This is a genomic window from Legionella nautarum (genome assembly GCF_001467895.1).
GTDB classification, from domain to species: Bacteria; Pseudomonadota; Gammaproteobacteria; order Legionellales; family Legionellaceae; genus Tatlockia; species Tatlockia nautarum.
Genome location: NZ_LNYO01000004.1, coordinates 33,755 through 53,279, shown reverse-complemented (window position 1 = coordinate 53,279; position 19,525 = coordinate 33,755). Strand labels below are relative to the sequence as shown.

Below are 19,525 nucleotides of genomic sequence, written 5' to 3'. Positions count from 1 at the left end.
TGTGAAATCTGTGTACACCCTTGCCGAATTGGCGTACCACCTTGATGGTTGCTTGCATGGTAATGCTAAGCAATCTATCAGGGGGATAGCCTCTCTGAGCCGTGCTACAAGTTCCGATCTAACTTACTTTGAAAATATTGTGATGTTACAGTTGTTGGATAAAACTCAGGCTGGTGTGGTGTTGTTAACAGCTAGGCATGTTCATTATTGCCCAGTAAACTCCATCGTTGTTGCTAATCCCTTAGAAAGTATGACCCGTGCTGCAGAACTATTTGTGCCGACAATTAAACATCAGGAAGGTATTCATCCTAAAGCGCTCATTTCTCCTACAGCTCTTTTAGGGGAACAGGTTACTGTAGGAGCCGGTACCGTTATTGCTGATTCAGTAAAGTTGGGTGATGGTGTAAAAATAGCAGCAAATTCTGTCATTGAGGAAGGAGTGGAGATAGGGCCGCATACTAGAATTGGATCTGGTGTTTATATTCATAGTGGTTCGAAGTTAGGTGCCCATGTGGTGATTGAAAATGGAGCTGTTCTTGGCGCATCTCCCTTCAATAGTGTAAAGAAACAAGGTCGCTGGCATAGCGGCGCAGCATTTGGCGGTGTAGTGATCGAAGATTATGTTCAGCTCGGTGCAAATACTGTTGTTGCTAGAGGCTCATTGGGCGACACCTATATTTGTGAGGGCGTACATATTGATAATTTGGTCCAAATTGCTCATGATGTAACCATTGGTAAACATAGCGCAATTGCTGGTTGCGCGGCGATAGGTGCTTATACGCAAATTGGCGAAGATTGTATTGTTGGTGGAGCTAGTTGTATTGCTGCGCATGTACATTTGGCGGATGATGTCGTTATCACTGGCATGTCAACGGTAAGTAAATCACTGTCTAAAGCCGGCGTTTATTCTTCGGGAATTATCGTGAGCGAGCACCAGCAGTGGCGTCGTAATGCCGCGCGTTTTCGCCGTCTTGATGATTACATTATTCGGCTCGCAAGACTGGAAAAAGAATATAGCAAAAATAAGGAACATAGCTCTCAGAATTAACGGGAAGAGAGCCCACGAGGTCAGCTTGTTTAGTCTGAGTTTGCGGGTTAATCTTTTTTAAGCTGGAGACCTATGAGGAAGCGATAGAATTATGAATGTAGTGAGAGCTAAAGTATGAGTGAGTCCGTTGACATAATCAAAATTCTTGGAATGTTGCCACATCGTTATCCATTCCTCCTAGTTGATCGGGTTCTAGAGTACACCCCGTTTGATTATTTGATTGCTACAAAAAATGTAACTATTAACGAACCCTTTTTTAACGGGCATTTCCCAGGAAATCCCATCATGCCTGGAGTGCTAATGCTTGAAGCTTTGGCACAAGCAAGCGCGCTATTATCTAATTTGTCGCGCTCTCCAAAAGAAGGGCATGAGTTTTTGTATTTTTTTGCGGGCATTGATAATGCCAAATTTAAACAAGTTGTGACTCCTGGCGATCAATTACGTTTAGAGGTTAAATTTGTTGGTCAAAAACGCGATTTTTGGCGAATGCATGGTGAAGCGTTTGTCGGTGACAAACTAGCCTGCTCCGCAGACTTAATGAGTGCAGCGAAGGAAATAAAAAGTGATAGATGAACGCGCGATGATCCATCCCACCGCCAAATTGGCAGCAGGGGTATCAATAGGTCCAGGCTCTGTAATTGGTGCCGGAGTTGAAATTGGTGAAGGTACTTGGATTGGCCCACATGTGGTAATTCAAGGTCCAACTGTGATAGGTAAAAACAATAAGATTTTCCAATTTGCTTCAGTTGGTGACGAGCCGCAAGATATCACTTATAAAGGTGAACCAACTCGTTTAGAAATTGGTGACAATAATATTATTCGCGAGTACTGCATGATAAGTCGCGGTACTGTGAAGGGCGGAGGCATTACTCGAATAGGCAATCAAAATTACTTAATGGCCTATGCTCATATTGGTCATGATTGTGTGGTTGGTGATAACGTCACTATGATTAATTATTCGGCACTTTCTGGGCATGTCATTGTTCATGATTTTGCTATTATTGGTGCTTATGCTGCTATACATCAGTTTTGCCATGTGGGCGCTTATGCTTTTATTGCGCGAGCAACTTATATCAACAAAGATGTATTGCCTTACGTTATGATTGCCGGCCATACCACCTCGGCTTGTGGCCTAAACACAGTGGGTTTACGCCGCCGAGGATTTTCCGTGTCAGCTGTTGAGCAATTGCGACGGGCTTATAAAATTATTTTTCGTAAAGGATTAACTGTGCAACAAGCAGTAGCGGAATTGGAGTTCATGCAAAATGATTGCCCTGAAGTAATTCTCATGATTGATGCATTGAACCAATCAACTCGGGGTATTGTGAGGTAATCATGTTAGATGCTCAATTATTGCGTGATAATCCCCAATATGTCGCTGAACAACTAAAGCGACGTGGTTTTGTTTTTGATATCGATGCATTTGTCTCGCTCGAAGATAAAAGAAAAGTGCTGCAAATGGCTACTCAAGCACTGCAAAATGAGCGCAATCAACGTTCTAAGGCGATTGGTCAAGCGAAAGCACGTGGTGAAAATATTGAATCTATGCGAGAAGACGTCAATCGTCTTGGGCAAGAATTAGATGCTAAAAAAACAGAACTCGAACAGGTTTTACAGCAATTAGAGACAATAACCTTAAGCTTACCCAATTTGCCTCACGAATCAGTGCCTGTAGGCAAGGATGAGAATGATAATGTAGAGCTTAGACGTTGGGGTACTATCCCTAGTTTTGATTTTCCTGTGAAGCCACATGATGAATTAGGCGAAGCTTTAGGTGAAATGGATTTTGGTTTAGCCGCTAAAATCACCGGTTCCCGTTTTGTCGTTATGAAAGGCCAGCTTGCTCGGCTTCATCGTGCTTTGATTCAATTTATGTTGGATATTCATACTCAGGAACATAATTACCAAGAAATTTACGTTCCTTACATTGTTAACGCCGATAGCTTATTAGGGACGGGGCAGTTACCAAAATTTGAAGATGATTTGTTTAAACTCAGAGGCGAACAAGATTATTATCTGATTTCAACCTCTGAAATTTCAGTGACGAATACCGTACGCGACACTATTTTACCTGTAGAATCTTTACCAATTCGTCATGTCTGCCACTCCCCCTGTTTTCGCTCTGAGGCAGGTTCCTACGGTAAAGATACTAAAGGAATGATTAGACAACATCAATTTGAAAAAGTTGAACTTATTTGGATAACGACTCCTGAAGCTTCTTACGAAGCGCTTGAGCGTTTAGTGCAGCATGCAGAAGTTATTTTGCAACGCTTAAATTTGGCTTACCGAGTAGTTACTTTATGCTCTGGGGATATGAGCGCTGGTGCTACAAAAACTTACGATCTAGAAGTATGGTTACCTAGTCAAAATAGATATAGAGAAATTTCTTCTTGTTCAAATACAGAAGCTTATCAAGCTCGACGAATGAAAGCGCGCTATAGACACCCTGAAACAAAAGAAACAGAATTAGTTCATACTCTCAATGGTTCTGGACTGGCCGTTGGCCGAACTTTAGTTGCAATTTTGGAGAATTATCAAGATAAGGAAGGCAATATCCATATACCTCAGGCTTTACAACCTTATTTACCGGGTTTAAAACTAATTCAAGCCATTTAATTTTTTTGCGTGGTGGCAATTAAAGAAAAAAGGGCTTAATGATTTAAGCCCTTGAGAAAAACAAATTTGTTAATTCATTCCTAGATTAGTCGTAGAAACTGCTTCTTCATTATCGGAATTTGTATCGGCATCGTTGTCAATATCCGAAGTTATATCCATGTCCGAATCACTGCCTATACTTGTAATTGAATTCGTATCTGAATTATTGCCTACACTTGGAATATTGTAGTCATCTGCCTTTGAGAGATCGTAGGTATAAGCGCTTTCATCAGACCCGCTGGGGTTTTCAAGACGATAATCTAAACTTGCTCTTAGATTTCTTTCGATATCTTTTACAGAAGTCCAACGAGTATTTAGGTAAGTTTTATTTGGCTTTTTTTGTCCACTATACGCTTCGTGAACTGCTACATCAGCTATATCATCAAAAGTTCCACCTTTTTCAAAAATATAAATCAACTCCTTCACCGGGCATTTATATATCACTCCATCCTTAACATGGCTGTAATCAACAAAAGTTACCTGGTTTGGAACAGCCTGGCAAATAGCTGACAACAAATCCATCATTTGCTCTACTGTTGGTTTATAGTGACCGCTATCGTTATCGATAACTTTTAGAACCCCATCTTCAAAAGTCATGAAGCCGGCTCCCTTTGTTTTTCTACCATTAGCTAAATGACTGTGATGAAAGTAATTATTGATAAAGGGGACAGCTATTAATTCTGAATTTTTATTAACTATGTAAATATATCTACCATTTGCTGGCTTTCCTTTATCAAGGAATTTCCCATTTTTATTCATTGTTATTGCGCTTGAAAATTGTTCGGTTTCGTTGAAATATTTACGCTCAAAATACCCTGAGTTGAAAGAGTTAAAAAAAGAATCTGATTTTAAATTTGCTTTAGCTAAATCATCCCAAAATTTTGAAATTAAACGCTCGGTTTTTCTTTCTTTTCTATATGCTTTATCGAGCCTTGTTAGAGTTGGGTTTCTGCGGTTGCTTAATAAAGCTTGTATGTTTTGGGTTTTCATTGCTGCTCTCATGGACAATACAGTTACTGAATGTATTGTACAATTAGAACATTAAATGAACATTAAGGCTGTCATGTAATTTTATGTTCGATATCTCTATTTCGGTAAATATTTGGTGGCATGCTCAATTTGGGCAAAAGTTAGCTCCGCTTGTCCACGGTATTTGCTGTGAGGTGTATTGAGAAAATTAAGTCAGTTTTCAAAGTGCCTCGACTAAGAATTAAAAATGACATTCTTTTTTACAATGAAAGCATAAAGATTTAATATCGCACAAAAACATTTTAGAGATTTAGATGCCAACTAGTCAGTTTGTGTTTTTTATTTTCCTATACCGAGAAATTAAAGAATTACAAATCACCAGGCTAAATATGATTGGCTTGGACAACATTCATGAAAATAGAGATATACAAAATTAGGAGAAATTATGTTTTTTAGTAAAAGGATACGCAGCTTATTTTTACAGGGACCAGGAGATTTATTATCTCCACCAATTGAAACCGAAGAAGAAACTTTATCTTTTCTCGTCCCCACAAAAGAAAGACAAACCGCGCGCCAATTTCTTGTGGAAAAAGGGTTCTCTGTCGTCGAGTCATCAAGCTTAGAAGTTAAACCAATGGGTGAGGCCGGTCAAGGCTTATTTGCGAAAGCTTATATTTTGCGGGGGCAAATTATCGGTGTTTATGGTGGCATGCTGAGGACTGGTGACGAGACAAAATACACTAAAAGTGATTATAAACAATCAACAAATAAAGGGGCTTTCTTTACTGATGGTAATGGTTATGTTTGTTCTGCTAATTTCGTACAACAAGCTTTGCCTCATGCATTTTGTACTGATATGGGTACAACCTATTCTTTCATTCCCTCACCCTGTGATCTGACAGTAGCAAATACTTTAGTTCAACTTATTGAAACTGTTTATGGTTTTCAATTGCCAGTTCTTGTTGCAACCACCGACATATATCCGGGTCAAGTAATAGCCCGAGATCATGGCCCCTATTTTATGGAGCTTATTGCCCAATTTAATCCACTGAAAAAAGAGAGTAAAAAATCATTTGTAAAAGTTTGGGATAAAACAGGGAATGAAACTCCCTTATTAATTTACGTTTATAATCACCATGACATTACCACTTTAAACCGGCTATTTGATGAACTCCATTTGCCTTCAAAAGCGCATAAGGATTTAAAAACTTTGCAGTGTGTTCAAAATATTTTATTCCTCTTCTTTACCTGTCATGAAAATATTTTGTACCATTTTCCAAAAGATAAGCTCAAGCTTTTAAATGATTTTTGTAAGCTTTATGGAATAACCAAAAGTAATTTTCTCGAACGATATTCTAAGGAATTGCAAGAGCAAGTTAAAAGCAGTTGTGCGAAGATGGATATGCTTGGAAAAGAATATTTTAAAGGATTTGAATTAGTTTCAGGACGCCCTCGTAATCGATTAGAATGTGAAAGTTTTAACCTTTCCCAACTGAGCGAAACTGGCTATCAACAGTTATTAGAATGTCCTGTAACTGCATTCAATTGTCTATTTTCAGATAAAACTCTCACGCTTCCTCAAAATATGGACAGATATTATATTCATCCGCAGGGAGAGAAATTCAAAAATGAACAGCAAAAAAAACAACATCTCAGGGGAATTGGACAGCTGAGTCTCGACTACGATAGAAAAGGAAGAATAGCTTATCAAGAGGGGCGATATGAGGCTGCTATCTTAGAATGGCAAATCGCTTTAAGATTGAGCAAGAATATATGTTTTCATTCAGATATGCTTGTCATAAATCCCGATCCAAAAGTAATTGATCTATTGTCTGCTTCAACTGAAGTGGCATCTTTATGCTGGAATTTAGCAAATGCTTATTTGAAAAATGAACAGCATGTCGAAGCGCTGTACTTTTTTACGCAACTGATGGATATAGTTAAGGCTATAGACAATTATAAGCCTGAGTATCTTGCCAAAATTGATGAACGTGTGGCCATATGCCATAAAGTACTTAGTATCAATTCACCGGATGCGCAGCCGCTATCTGATCCCTTTAATACAGACAAGAGTGACAATGTTCAAGACTGTTCAGGTCCAAGTAGAAGCACTCCCATATAAATATCCTGGTTAAATTTTCTGCATCTGTGGCGAATTTGCTTCGTCGTCTGAATCTATATCCGATTCGCTCCGCAGGTGCGGAGCTAAATCGGTATCCGAATTACTGCCTAAGTCATCTGCATAGCATCGGTGGATAGGAAAAGCCAGTGGAGTGGGCTGACTATATTTTTACAGGCATTAAAGGGTATTTAATATAGTGTCCTTAATGCTGTCGTTGACTGCAGTTGCTATTTCCATACTCTCTGTTTTTGCTTTAAAGAAGCGCCAATTTCCCGAACCGATTTGAGTCAGTTTATAGACGGTGAGAATAGCTAAAACGACGTTGATAATATCAAGAAAAGCTTGTTTATTGCCGCGGTGCTCTCCTAAAACGTTACTGGCCTTGTCAATAGCTTCTTCACAGGTAGTTTGAAAACCATGTCCATTCTTTGTTTTACAATAAGAAGCATACTCATTGCGCAATACCTGATGAAGATCCAGGGCAGTGTTTGCCGCGGCAACATAATCCTGATCATCAATTGCCCTTAAAGCATGGGTGTAGGCCTTTAACTTTAACCTTTCTAAAGCGGCTTCTAGTTTTTCTAACTTTGAACGAGCATCCCTTTGCAGTGCTAAATAATGCCCTTCCAGATCTTCAAACCATTGATTACGAGTTTCTTCTGATAGTTTCTTATGGGTCAGGATCAGTTTCATCGATTCATAGGAAGGTACTTTATCGAATATTGTTTTTAGGTTATTAACGGTCAAATCATTTCGTTCTAACAAGCTATTAATGAGTTCTGGAGTAGTGCAGGCATCAACCAGGAGGTCTAGGAACTCCTTAGGGAATCTATCAGCATTTTGAGCCTCTAATAGCATCATAAGATCTTCTGGTTGAGCGTTAGGAATCATCTCTTCGAGAGGTAGATGATCGAGCAGGGCCTTACCAAAAAGACGAAGAATATGGAGGCCAAGTTGTGGCGTCACAGGTTGCTCTCTGATGATTCTTTCCATGTCAGTTAAAGTCAGTTTAATGTTTGCTTCACTGTATTTTTTTAATAGCTCAACAAGGCAAGTTTCCTGTTCTTTAGGCGATGGGATTGTCCTGGTTTGGGTAAATAACTGGCGCGCCAGTTGTTGTAATAGTTCATGATCATCTTCAACCGTTGTTCTATTAATAATTTTTTGAGCAACTTCTGATGAAAATTGTTCATTCTTGATGACAAGACCCATTACCTCATTAGTTGCCTCGTTATGAGACACAATTTCTAGCTGGATGTGAGGATCAAAGGCTATTCCTGCAATATTTTTTAGCGCATCAACGGTGATTGCAGTAGGATGTTGGAAAATTTGCGTCACTTCCTCTTTGGCTATTTCCGTTGTAAAAGCGGCAATAATCAGCTCTAGAGATAATGCTGGATGCCTAAATAGTGCTTTTCGCACCTCAATAGTTGTATGTGGATGTTCAAAAACAAGTTCCAGAGTGGGGGCCTCTTGAGCTTTTGCAAGAATTATTAATAGTTGATTGGCAGTTAGGTCAGCATGTCCAAGAACAGTTTGTAGCACAGGCTCTGTTAGGTCCCCTCGCTCAATAAAAGTTTGGAAGGTATTAGTTCTAACTTGGCATTTTTGGGCTAGGGATACCAATAACTCCTCGGGAAGAGGGCCTGTATGATTACTATCGACAAGTATTTTAAGCTCTTCGTTATCTGCAGCATTGATCATTTGTGTAAAGGGTAAATGGGGAACGATGCAGGAACCGAATTGGCGTAAAATATTAATTCCTAACTTAGGACTTACGATTTCTCTATGCTGCTTTATAAGGTCAATGATCTCGGCTTCCTGCCTAGTCTCTCTAAAGGGAGAATATTTTTCAAAAATAAAGACCAGTTCATTTTCCCAAACGTGTTTATGTAAATGATCGCTTTGACATCTCTCGAATGCTTTTCCAATCAGTTTTGTTAATAACTCATGATTAACGAACACGGTGCTTTCAGAGCGAATGAGTTGCGACATGTCCGGTAAAAAATGGGGATTATCAATGATAGCGCTCTTTACTGCGTCAGTTGTATTAGAATGAGAAAGTACTTTGTTTAAAACTAGCTTACCAAAGTTGCCTTGAGCGATTAGGGCTAGTGTTTTTTCCTGAATGGCCGTAGGGTGATCAAGAATCAAGAGCACAGCGTCATCATCTAGTTCATTTTGCGCAAGCAGGGTCTCTACAAATTCTGAACTCAGTGCTTTATGGGTAAATATCTTCTTATGTACAGCATTCTTTGCTTCTGGGTGGCGATATATTTGTTGTAAGACCTTGTCAGTAAGATCGGGTCTTAAAAGAAAAGCTTCTATGAGTTCTTGACTGTGATTTTGGCATTTTTCTGCTAAGAGTAGCAAGACACTCTCCTCTAATACCCCTGTCTTATCCATATCAACTAAAATGCGAAGCGTTCCTTCATCTGCAACGTAAATGAGCTGTTTTAAGGGTATAATCTGCAGCATTGATGGACCAAAGATTCGAAGAATATGAATACTAAGTCTGGGTCTGAGAGACTTTGCATTTTGGGTAATGATTGCCTGTATTAGGGAAGTTGAGGAAGTGTCAGTCTTTTCATATTTTTCAAACAGGCTAATCAAGCAATTTTCCCATTCTTTACCCTCTGAAGATTGTAGATTATATTGCGCAAAGACTTTCTCAGTGAAATTTTGCAGCAAAATGGGTTTCAGTTTCAGTTTTTCAGAATGGGCTAGGATCCCTAAAGCCACAGCGGGAGAAAAATGGCTATTATCGAGTATTTTCTTTATTACTTCATAATTAGTTGATGGATGTGAGAGAACGGCTAATAATACGGCATCGTTAGTTGATGCGGTGGCAATTGTTTCTAAAATCGTTTCATCGATGGCTGTTGGATGTTGCAAAATTAACAGCAATTCTTCATCGTACAGGTTAGTTTGCTTTAAGAAAAACTGTACCAATTCACCAGTCAAAGCAGGATGTTGATAGATTGCTCTTCGAGTAGCAGTCCCCGCATTGACATGATTATAGACAAACGAAAGTACAGTTTGTTCTTTAGCATGATTAAGGACTAACAATAGCTGGGTCTCATCCAAAAATCGATGCTTGATTAAGATCAGCAAGATGTCAGTGTTTATTTTTTTTCGTTCAAGAAGTTTTTGCGCTAAATCCTTGTTTTGGCATTTTGATGCAACGGTCGCTAATTTGCTTTGGTCAAGGGGGAAGGGTAACTCAAGTATAGTTTTTATAACTGAATGATCACAAGCCGGATTGTGTAAGACATCAGCGAGGAGAACAGGAGACGGGGACGTTGCCTTTAAAAGTGCACATAAAATCTGTGGTGAGATAGTTTTTACAATCGCTTTAAAACAGCTCATAATGGCTTCATTGCCCTGCAGTGCAGGATAACTACTCATGAGGCGTAGTGCTTCAATACCAGCAACCTGCAAATTACTTGCGTTGTTAGTTTCAGAAAGGTTAATGTTTTGCTTTTCACAAAAGGAGGGGAGTGGCATTCCCAGGCATTTCTCAAGACAGCTTATCTCTTCTGATGATAGGTCAGTTAAAAAGGGTTTAGTGGGATTTTTCTTTATTCGTTGAAGTAATTGGTTAATAGTAGCTAAGTGGTTCAAATGATCTTCAATAAAGCCAAGACTATTTAGAGGGAGATTAAATTGTTGCTGTATTGTGCCAATCGCGATTTTTTCTTTTAACGCATTCTGGTTTAAATACATAAAAGCTTGAGCAACTTTTTGATAAACTGCGGCTTGAGCTGCAATTGTTTTTGGGAACAGCTTCTTCCAATTAACCTCAGTAAGATCTTCAAAAGGATGCTGAGAAATGTAGATAAATCCTTCGATATTTCCTTGAGTCAATGCCGTTTTTAATTGCCGAAGTTCTAGATCGCATCCTGGGCGATACACTTGAAGATGATTCTCAAAGAAATTAATTTTTTCAGAAGCATTCTCCTGTAACCAAGATAAGGGTTGTTCTTGATTTAAAAGGCTTGCAAATTCACCATTAAAAAAGCGCACTTGTTCGCGCAACGATAGATACTGCTCATTATCAAGCATTGTTTCAGGTCGCTTGCCATTCACGACGGTATCCTGCGTGGTGGCTATCCAACTATTCTTATAAAGGGGGATAATCCGAGCTAATTCCTCTTCCTCTTGAGGTGTTATAAGGGTGGCATGCAGTTCTTGACCTTCAAGATGGTACCAAACAAGAAAAACTGGTTTCATAAAGACATTCGCATGCTCTGTTTGGCCTATATAAGTCTTTGCATAATTCAAGCTAGCGTGAAGGTTGCCAGAAAAAACAGGATCCGTATTACAAAAACGATTTAATCCCATTGTTCGGTGTCTAAGATTTCCTTGGAAAATTGTATGCATCCATGGGAGGGTTTTTTCTTCTTGTAATTTGGCATTAAAGCATTCATTCAGTGCTATGCGTTCTACGTGAGCCTGCTTTTGTACTTCTTTTTGAACTTGTACTTCCTTACCATGAGTTTCTTCTGCACAAGTATAGGTAGGTAGACAATATGGAATCGCTGTTTTGATTACTTCTTCTAATATAAGATTGAGCTTTTTACTGTCTACAGGACAATTTGCTTTTTTACAGCATTCGTCCCAAAGCCCTAGTAATTGGTTTTTATGATTGCCAAGAATATCCTTTAGAGCTTGTTCTTTGTTAATCGCTCCATACAAAGCAAAGAGATCGAGAGAGGGTGTATCAACAAAAAATGATTCAAACTTTGACTCTAATTCAGCTTTGCTTTCGGCATCTTCTGAAGGTATATCTTGAATGAATGAAAGAGCAGTGCGTCGAAGAAGATTAGCCATCTGTCCTTTAGTAGCAAATAAATTATCTAACCATAAAGTCTTTTTATCATTTTCTTTTAAGCAGGGGACCAATTCATCAAGCGTCAGATTAAGGCGAGTTGGTGTAATAAATTCTAAAGTCTGTGCGAGACAGATACCACGCATACGCATATCACCTTGGATAAACGCTTGAAAAGGAACTTTTTCATCGACTAGCACAATAGCGTGGGCTTGTTCGAATTGCGTAATATCTGCTCCAAGGGTATGAACCTGATCATAATAGGTAAATCGTTCTTCCGGAGTCGAACGAAGCCGGCGATTAATTTCTTTTTCGTCACTGGTCCCTAATATAATGGGATTTTCTGGGTCATTAATATTAAGTGCGCATAAAACTTGTTCATCATTAAAATACAAAACCTGTTTTATGGGTTTGCTAAAATAATTTTGGTTCTTTTTAATAAAACTAGCGATTGCTTTTGCAGCATCAAGGTTGTCGACTCCAGTGAAGGTGGCATTGATGTCAATAATGGCGCGAGTACGACTACGGTCAGGCGAATTAGTTATCACTTTATCTACAAAATGAGCAACTGTTTGGTAATCGAGGCTTGATACCCGTGTTTTCTTGCTGCGCAGCTGCTCGACAATGTAGTCATCGCTTCCCAACGATGTTTTTGGATCATAGCTTAAGCGCTGGTGGAAAGTGGTGTAGTTGCTTGGTGTACCTGATACGCCCTGTACGCTGCGATAAATATCAACATGGTTGAAGGCATCACTAGGAATAATAGTACCATCGTGATGAATTTGCTTTAAACTGCGTTCTTGCAAAATAGGGAATATGAGCGAAGGGTTATGTCGGTGACGTTCAAATAACTGATGCATTTGCCGTGGATCATCAACGTTTACTTGACTTAGCGTTAAACCGTGGCCTTGCTCTTTTTCTAAAAGAGCAAATCCTCGAGCCGTCGGTGTTTGATCGAGATGCGTGAAAATTGGATTTTGAAATAACTCTTGGCGGGCTAAAGCTTGCCATTCGAGAATTCGTTCTTTAAATAATTCTTCGCTAATGCCCTTAATTAACATCATTTGCATTGTTAAATTGATGGCTTCTAGTTCATTTCCAAAGCGGCTTTGTTCATTAGGTACCGTATTACTAATATAGGGGATAGCTAAGGTGTATTCGGTTGGACTTAAGTTTTCTCGTTTGGAAGGACCATAATTGACATTCAATTTACGGTGCAGGGTTTCGCTCAGAAGTTCACTTACTTGTCGTTTAAAAAAAGCAAGCGTTTCTTTTTCTTCTGGGCTGGCGTTAATGACAGCCTCAGGCATTTTTGTGGCTGTGCCCGTAAGGTAAGCAATAAGTTCTTGCGGTGTTTGGCTACCATAACGCAGCACTGCACTGTCAGTAAACTGATGTAAGGGACCATTTGTCTCGATCAGTTTTTTTGCAAGCTTAATTTTAAAAGGACCCCAATTATAGTCATCAGGTAATTGGGGGGCATTCTTAATCTCTTCGATATCAATTAAGTTAAAAATTGCGATAGCGTTTTTAATGAGCGTAGGGTTTAGAGGTTTCGGCTCACCAGAGGTATAGTTTAATTTTTTCTTTAGCCACAGGCCTTGATGAACTTCATCAATAATGCAATCACCATAATTGCGTACTAATCGAGTGAGTTTGTCAGCCCAGTAAACCTGTTGCTTCCATTCTTCACCTCTTTCTTTTGAGCGTAGAAGCTCGATATATTTAAGCTCCAATGACTGCATCGCTTCGCCTGTGGTGACGAGATAACTGCGTGTTGTCATAATTTCAGTGAATTGATGATACAGTTGCTCAAGGCGTGCTGCAGAGCTATCACTATCGCGGTTAAATTCAAAACGATAAGCCCGTTTGCCAAATAAACGCTGTGAAGTACGATTAAAATCAACGTGATTGGTTGCTAAGAGTGCTGGCGGAACCTCTATGATCACCAAATTATCGCCTTGAGCTTTCTCTTCGGCGAGGATTGGGAGAATAACCTTGGATTTACCACCCCCTGGGATGATTTTTTCGATTCTTTCTTTAAAACCAAGGCCATCGTTGGGACGCTCTAGTAAGGCTTTAAGAGCACTGACTTGGCGTGTACGAAGTAGAATATCTTCTTCATGCTGTATGATGACAATAGAAGGTTTATCTAAGCCTGGAATACTTTCTCTTGCTAAGGCATCGAGAACTTTGACTGCATAGTTTGAATCGCCTGTTGCAACTGCCTTTGTCCAATTTTCTTTGATATTTTTAACAAGCTTGGCCTGAATACCTTCAACCAATGCTACATGAATTAAATTTTGTAATTTCTCAGCATCGCCAGCATTTAGACCTGTTTTTTCTATAGTGAATGCTCTATCAGCACGGCAATAAATTGCCATTAAATCAGCCCTAGTTAAGCTAGGACGTGATTTTGCTAGTTTTTCAAGCTGCCATTTTTGAGCGAGTGCAAGATCTTCAGGTCCTTGATTGGCAAGCTCTAAGGCTGCACACCAAGAGTTTTCGGCTTTTTTTATGAGAAGGGGTTCAGTACCAATAATTTCTTGAATGAATGCAGCGAGTGAGCTTTCTCCAATAATTCGTGATGCAAGCTCTTTTTGTTTTAGTTCAAGTTCAAAAAGGATCTTGCCAGCTTCCTCTTCACTCGTTAGCTCAGAAATAGCGATACTACCACTTTCATACAATTGCCTAAAATTAATAACTAAGTTATTTAGGGTTTGGTTATCCTCGTATTTGAGCTCACTCAGACATTTTTTGATATTGGCTTGTTCGAGCAAAGAGCTATCCTGCAATTCTGCTACAGCTAAGGGTATGCGTTCGGGGCGTTGACTAGCTAAAATTGCTTCGGGTGTTGCTAGGATTTCTTGGTAAACATCTTTGGCTTGATAAACTTGAAGTGCTGGAACGGGATAGTGGCTTACCTGAGAAACTACTTCAGTCAATTTGATTTCAGGCTTGGAAAATTGCTTTTGCGCTTTAGAATTATTATGAGCAATGCGATAGAGTACATTGCATAATAAAGGGATATTCGATTCTTGCTCAGTCAAAGGTATATGACGATGGGCAAGCAAGGTTTGGCTGCAAAAATCAACCAGACGCTTACTGTACCTCGGATTTTCATGTAAAACTGCTATTTGAAAATAGACAGGGAAATTAGCTAAGAAAGCTTCTTCGCTCATATTTGAGGAGAGAAGTTCTAGTGCGCTCCCAAGTGCTGAAGGTGTAAATTGTTTATGGCCAGAAGCTGACAGTTTACTTTCCCAGCTTTCTAAAGCTTTAACCGCTGAATCTGCTAAGTGAGCACGCTGGATTGTACTTTTTGCTGGTAAAGATAAATCAATGCTAACTAGTTCTAGTATGCTTGATTTAGCATGAATGGCTTTGAATTTTTTTAAATGCTTCTCGATCAATGCGAGTCGGTTCTTGTCAGTCTCAGAGAGAGGATATGATTTAGAACGGGCGAGAAGCGCTTCTTTTTCTTGAAGGATTAGATCAAGACTTAAGTTTAGCCACTCATAGCCTAAGGTTCCGCGAGGTTGATGTTCTTGGGTGTGATGGTAATAGTCCAATAGACGTTTGCGTTCAATGATTGAAAGCACATAGTTGTGCGGCATGTGACGACGCATAGCTTGCAAACGAGTGAACTTTTTATAAATAATACTCGGAAGTTGTTTTTGGAAATTTTCTAAATCTCTGTGTTCTAATCTTGCATAGGTGGAATTAGCTGTGTTAGCGGCCTGTGGTTCAACCAAATTAAACTTTCTATCCTGTAACAGAAAATCACAGGCAAGACTCATTGCTTTAAGTTGACAAGCGACATAAGGCGGGGTCTTCTTGGTTGCTTTTTTACTCATAGCAGGTAGGCAATGCGGTAAGTCTTTACAAATCCACCGAATGTATTGCAATTCTGCAGGATCACCAGTTAATCCGCCTAGACGAGTATTGCAATCTTCCAGGATTTTCCAGGATTTTTCAGGTTGGTGCGTTGCAAGATAAATATAAGCTAAATAAAGCGCATCAGCCACAGTGTCGGCAATGGGTTCCCCGCCCTGTATTCGCAAGCTTATATATTTTTCACTATTTTCATAATCCCACTGTGGTTTTTGTAGAGGCGGCTTGCGCTTCCATTCTTCTTCAAGTCTGGCTTTAGCAATGATACCCTGGGTGTCATGGATGGCTGGATAAAAATCACTTTGCTCCACTCCTTGCTCCGTGGCATAAAAACGGGCGACGGGAACTAAATAACGACTATGAACAGTACCACTATTATCCTTACTCGCTAAAACCATTCCTGCTACGGAAGCGTGAATAGGAGAGGATTCAATAAGCTGTTCTCCAGTTGCTTGATGGACAAAATAGGATTCATTGGGTTTCATCTCAAGAATAAGATCATAGCGGAGTAACTTGACGATAGTATGACCCATTGGGTTTTTTTGAATAACGATGAATCGATTACTTTCAAAGGCATTAATAAGTGCTCGTGCTTGCTTATTAAGTTGTCCCAATGAAAAGGAGGTTTCCTGCTGGTCTTTATCTAAAGCAAAAAACTGAGTTCCCCTACTGGAATAGACAGGTACATTGTTCTTAACTAGTAAACCCGAGGTTGAATCCAAGTGCTTAATAGGACGCCAAAAGTCCATAGATCCGTCGATTAACACTTCAGGTAGGTTAGCATTGATAGGTTGAAGAGTGCTATTAGCATGTTTGGCAAGATGATCATCCGTCATGGGTTCTAGTTCATAAATCTCCTCTCTGCCGCGAATTTTCCAAACTTTTTGCACAGTAAGCTGGTCATTAGCATAGTAGAGGTATACTTTGTTAGTTTCGTGTTCTAAAACCAGGTATTTGCCATCTTCGGACATTAGGCATTCTTGTATATTGTCTAGCCCTAAGTGTTTTATCAGTGGATGCTTTTGCAGTGTGAAAGGTACGCCTGAACGTGCTAAACCTCCTTCGAATAGTTTACCTAGAAGGGTATTGGCTTTGATTTTTTTACCCTCTCTATCGAGCAAGGTATAGATAGGAAATGCGTCCTCTACTAGTTTCAAATCTTGTGTACTGGGGTTTTTTGCTAAGGTCTCTCTCAGCGTATTTCTAATCAACGCAGGAGACTGTTGCATGATTAAGGTTTGGAATTGTGCAATAGCTTTCTCAACTTCCATGCGGTGAGTAAGGTCTTCAAGAATAAAGGGATTTGCATGACTTTGGATGTAGAAAAAGGCTTCGAAAGCACTAGCAAAAAGTTCCTCTGATTGCTCCCCTAATTCAATACGTGTTAAGAGAGTTAAAAATAAACGTTGCTGTAGAACGTAGGTAACCTCTTGCGTATTAGGTAAGGCCAATTGTTTAACAAGTAGCTCATGAAGGGCTTGAAGGTGCACCGCTCCATCATTTGCGCCAGTCATCGCTAAATAACGGCTTACTTTGTAGTTTAAATGGACAAAGAAAAGCGATTCTCGTGTGAATTGGCCTTCTTTGTTGTAAAAGCGAAAGCCTGTTTTCAGAAATTCATCAAATTGTGGCAAAAAAATTGCTGTTTTACAGGCTTCAAGTAAAAGTCCTGGCTGAAAGAGGTTGGCTTCTACATAACGTTGATCAGCCTCTTTGCTTAGCTTAGCGATATTGCGTGTAAAATAATCAAGCGTTAGGGGAATCTGAAGTGAGGGTTTGCTTCGAAGATGAAAATAGTCGCGCGCAACAATATCTGCTTGCGTAACAGCAGGTGTATCTTCTTGATCAGCAATCGGTTTCACTGGGCTAAGCTGAATTGCATTGGCAGATTTTACTTTTAACGGGGTTTGGAACGATTTTTCACTCACATCTGCCATTAATGCGTCCCTGGCAGGGGAATCTTCTAAAGCGTATTTGTTCTGAGTAATGGCTGTGGACAGGGCTTGCCAAGGAAGAAAAGAAGCATACAAGGGGCTATAAAGAAGAAATTGATCCTTAGACATTATAAACTGTAGGTCTGAGCGATCTAGTTTTTGTTCAAAAAAGGGATTGATAACCGCTCTCAGCTTAATTTCGTAGGCAAGGTGAGCTTTGACTTTAGCTATCAGCGGAGTAAATTTAGCTGAAAGTGAATTTGATTTTAGGTTCTCTGATAGTATACAGAGAGCTTTTAATCCATTTTTTCTAATGTTCTCATGAAGCTCAGATGTTTCAGTACCATATTTTTTATCATAGGCGAGTGTTAACTCTTCAGTTAACGTCGCTTCGGTGGCCAACAATTCTTTAAAATAATTAAAAAAATGGGCGTGTGTCATCGTGGGGGATGTCTGAAAACGTTTCTCTAGGTCTTTAAATTTCTTATCAAGTATAGGGTGGTTTGTAGCATAAAAAGGATTTCTTGCTTTATTCCCAAGGAGCGTGTGTAGAGTGGTTTCAATGAATGGCTTAAAGGACGGTAATTTTTTTGTTCTAGCAATGGTGTCCTCTATGTTCATCTGTATCGTAGCTGTACATAAGGTCATAACCTGTAAAGCGGGTGTCTGTGCCCCTTTAAGCCATTTTTCTTGCAAACTGTGCAGTAATTCTTGAATCTTATCAATATGATTACCAAAGGCCTCATATTCATTTAAATATTTCAGCTCTTGATAAAAAGGATCCGAGGTTTCAGTGGGTAAGGTCGTTAGTAATTTTTCAAGATGATAATATTGTAAGGCCGGATCTTTTATAAGGTTAATTTCCTTAACAAAGCGCTCCAAATTCTGCAGAAAGTTTTTTCCAGTACCAAAATCAATGGGTTTAGGTGGTTTATCATAGCTGGGTTGAGTCAAACTTGGCGCCACGGCTACTTTATTAGTATTATTAATACTAAGATTAGGTATTGGATCATCTATAACGACTTGTGGAGGCGGCTTGGTATAGGCTGTTCTCTCTAGCTTGTCTTTTATTTCTGCAAATTTTCCTAGATGGAATTGAATTTCAGCCTCATCGAAGAGACCAGGGCTGTTTAGTATTTTTAAGTTGTTTTCAATCGCCAAATTTATTTGGTCTCTGACAGAAGCAGTATAGGGTTCTGTCCGTTTATCAAGACAAAGGTTAGCATAATCAAAAAGGGCATGCTGTTTGAACTTGAAGATAAAACGCTCATAATCTCTGCTTGATGCAGAGTTGATTTTAAGCATTTGATGCAAACAACGTTGTGCGCAAGTGCCTGATAACTGTCCAGCAGTATAAGCATGTTCAGGAATTTTCTTTGCGGGAACTTCCATCCCTCTAATATAGCTAATACTTGCAAGTGTCTCTTTATAAAGTCTTTTTCCTGAAAAAGGTCTCTGTTTATGTTCCGGCAGCGATTTAACTCTTGTCTTAAGAAGACGAGCTATAAAAAAAACAAGTTCTTCGTTTTCTTTAGCTGATTCGGGTTTAGGAAAATGCCAAGTCTTCGTAGGATTATATAACTCCTTATCAAGGCTGGATTTTTTTTCATGATTTTCAATTCCACTACCTGCATTAAATACGGTGAAATCATAGCCACCATCGTTTGTGCGAGTGAATTGGTAAACCATTCCATGACCGCCATCTTTATTTATCCAGCCTCCTGGTAGGAGAATAGATTCACCTTCTGTTAGCCCAGCGAGAGATTTTGTGATGCTTTCTGCAAGCTTTTCGATCTTGTCTGAAAGATTAAATTTGGCATCAACTCCACTCGTAATTTGGAGTCGTTGTATCTGTTCTTCAGTTGCAGCCAAATTGCTTAGCTGCCTTAACATTTGAAGATACGCTGCAGGAACTTTCTCTGTACGTTGCAACTCTCTTAAATAATCATGTAAGTATTTAACTGTGTTAACAAAATAATGACCTTCAAGATTGAAGGTTCCCGAAAGATTTGCATCATTTTCAATATGAGCAAATAGCGAAGCATTCATTGTTGTCATGTTTTTATGCAGAG

At 39.4% G+C, this 19,525-nt stretch carries 7 protein-coding genes; 5 read left to right on the top strand and 2 right to left on the bottom strand.

The window, feature by feature from the left end; genetic code table 11:
* The first annotated feature begins 10 nt into the window (after window positions 1-10).
* From lpxD to serS, 4 genes are all read left to right on the top strand, one after another.
* Window positions 11-1,048: a UDP-3-O-(3-hydroxymyristoyl)glucosamine N-acyltransferase gene (lpxD, locus tag Lnau_RS01855; RefSeq protein ID WP_058503450.1), complete on the top strand. Its 1,038-nt coding sequence runs from the start codon at window positions 11-13 to the stop codon at window positions 1,046-1,048.
* A gap of 114 nt (window positions 1,049-1,162) precedes the next feature.
* Window positions 1,163-1,621, top strand: a complete 459-nt coding sequence (gene fabZ / locus Lnau_RS01850) for a 3-hydroxyacyl-ACP dehydratase FabZ (RefSeq protein WP_058503449.1) — start codon at window positions 1,163-1,165, stop codon at window positions 1,619-1,621.
* Entirely contained in the window at window positions 1,611-2,381 is a 771-nt protein-coding gene (gene lpxA / locus Lnau_RS01845) for an acyl-ACP--UDP-N-acetylglucosamine O-acyltransferase (protein WP_058503448.1), read from the top strand. Before fabZ ends, lpxA begins: the two co-directional genes overlap by 11 nt.
* 2 nt (window positions 2,382-2,383) lie before the next feature.
* On the top strand, window positions 2,384-3,664 hold the full coding sequence (gene serS / locus Lnau_RS01840; RefSeq protein ID WP_058503447.1) for a serine--tRNA ligase: 1,281 nt from the start codon (window positions 2,384-2,386) through the stop codon (window positions 3,662-3,664).
* Window positions 3,665-3,733: 69 nt separating this feature from the next.
* Here the strand turns inward: serS and Lnau_RS01835 are convergent, their stop codons facing one another.
* Window positions 3,734-4,693 (bottom strand): hypothetical protein, encoded by a 960-nt coding sequence (locus Lnau_RS01835; RefSeq protein WP_058503446.1) that lies wholly within the window; start codon window positions 4,691-4,693, stop codon window positions 3,734-3,736.
* A gap of 424 nt (window positions 4,694-5,117) precedes the next feature.
* Between Lnau_RS01835 and Lnau_RS01830 the strand changes: the two genes are divergently transcribed.
* A complete protein-coding gene (locus tag Lnau_RS01830) occupies window positions 5,118-6,794 on the top strand; it encodes a hypothetical protein (RefSeq protein ID WP_058503445.1) in 1,677 nt (558 codons plus the stop codon).
* 177 nt (window positions 6,795-6,971) lie between these two features.
* On the opposite strand, the gene Lnau_RS01825 is transcribed toward Lnau_RS01830, so the two are convergent.
* Window positions 6,972-19,511: a DUF3638 domain-containing protein gene (locus Lnau_RS01825; protein WP_083503754.1), complete on the bottom strand. Its 12,540-nt coding sequence runs from the start codon at window positions 19,509-19,511 to the stop codon at window positions 6,972-6,974.
* Between the last annotated feature and the right edge of the window lie 14 nt (window positions 19,512-19,525).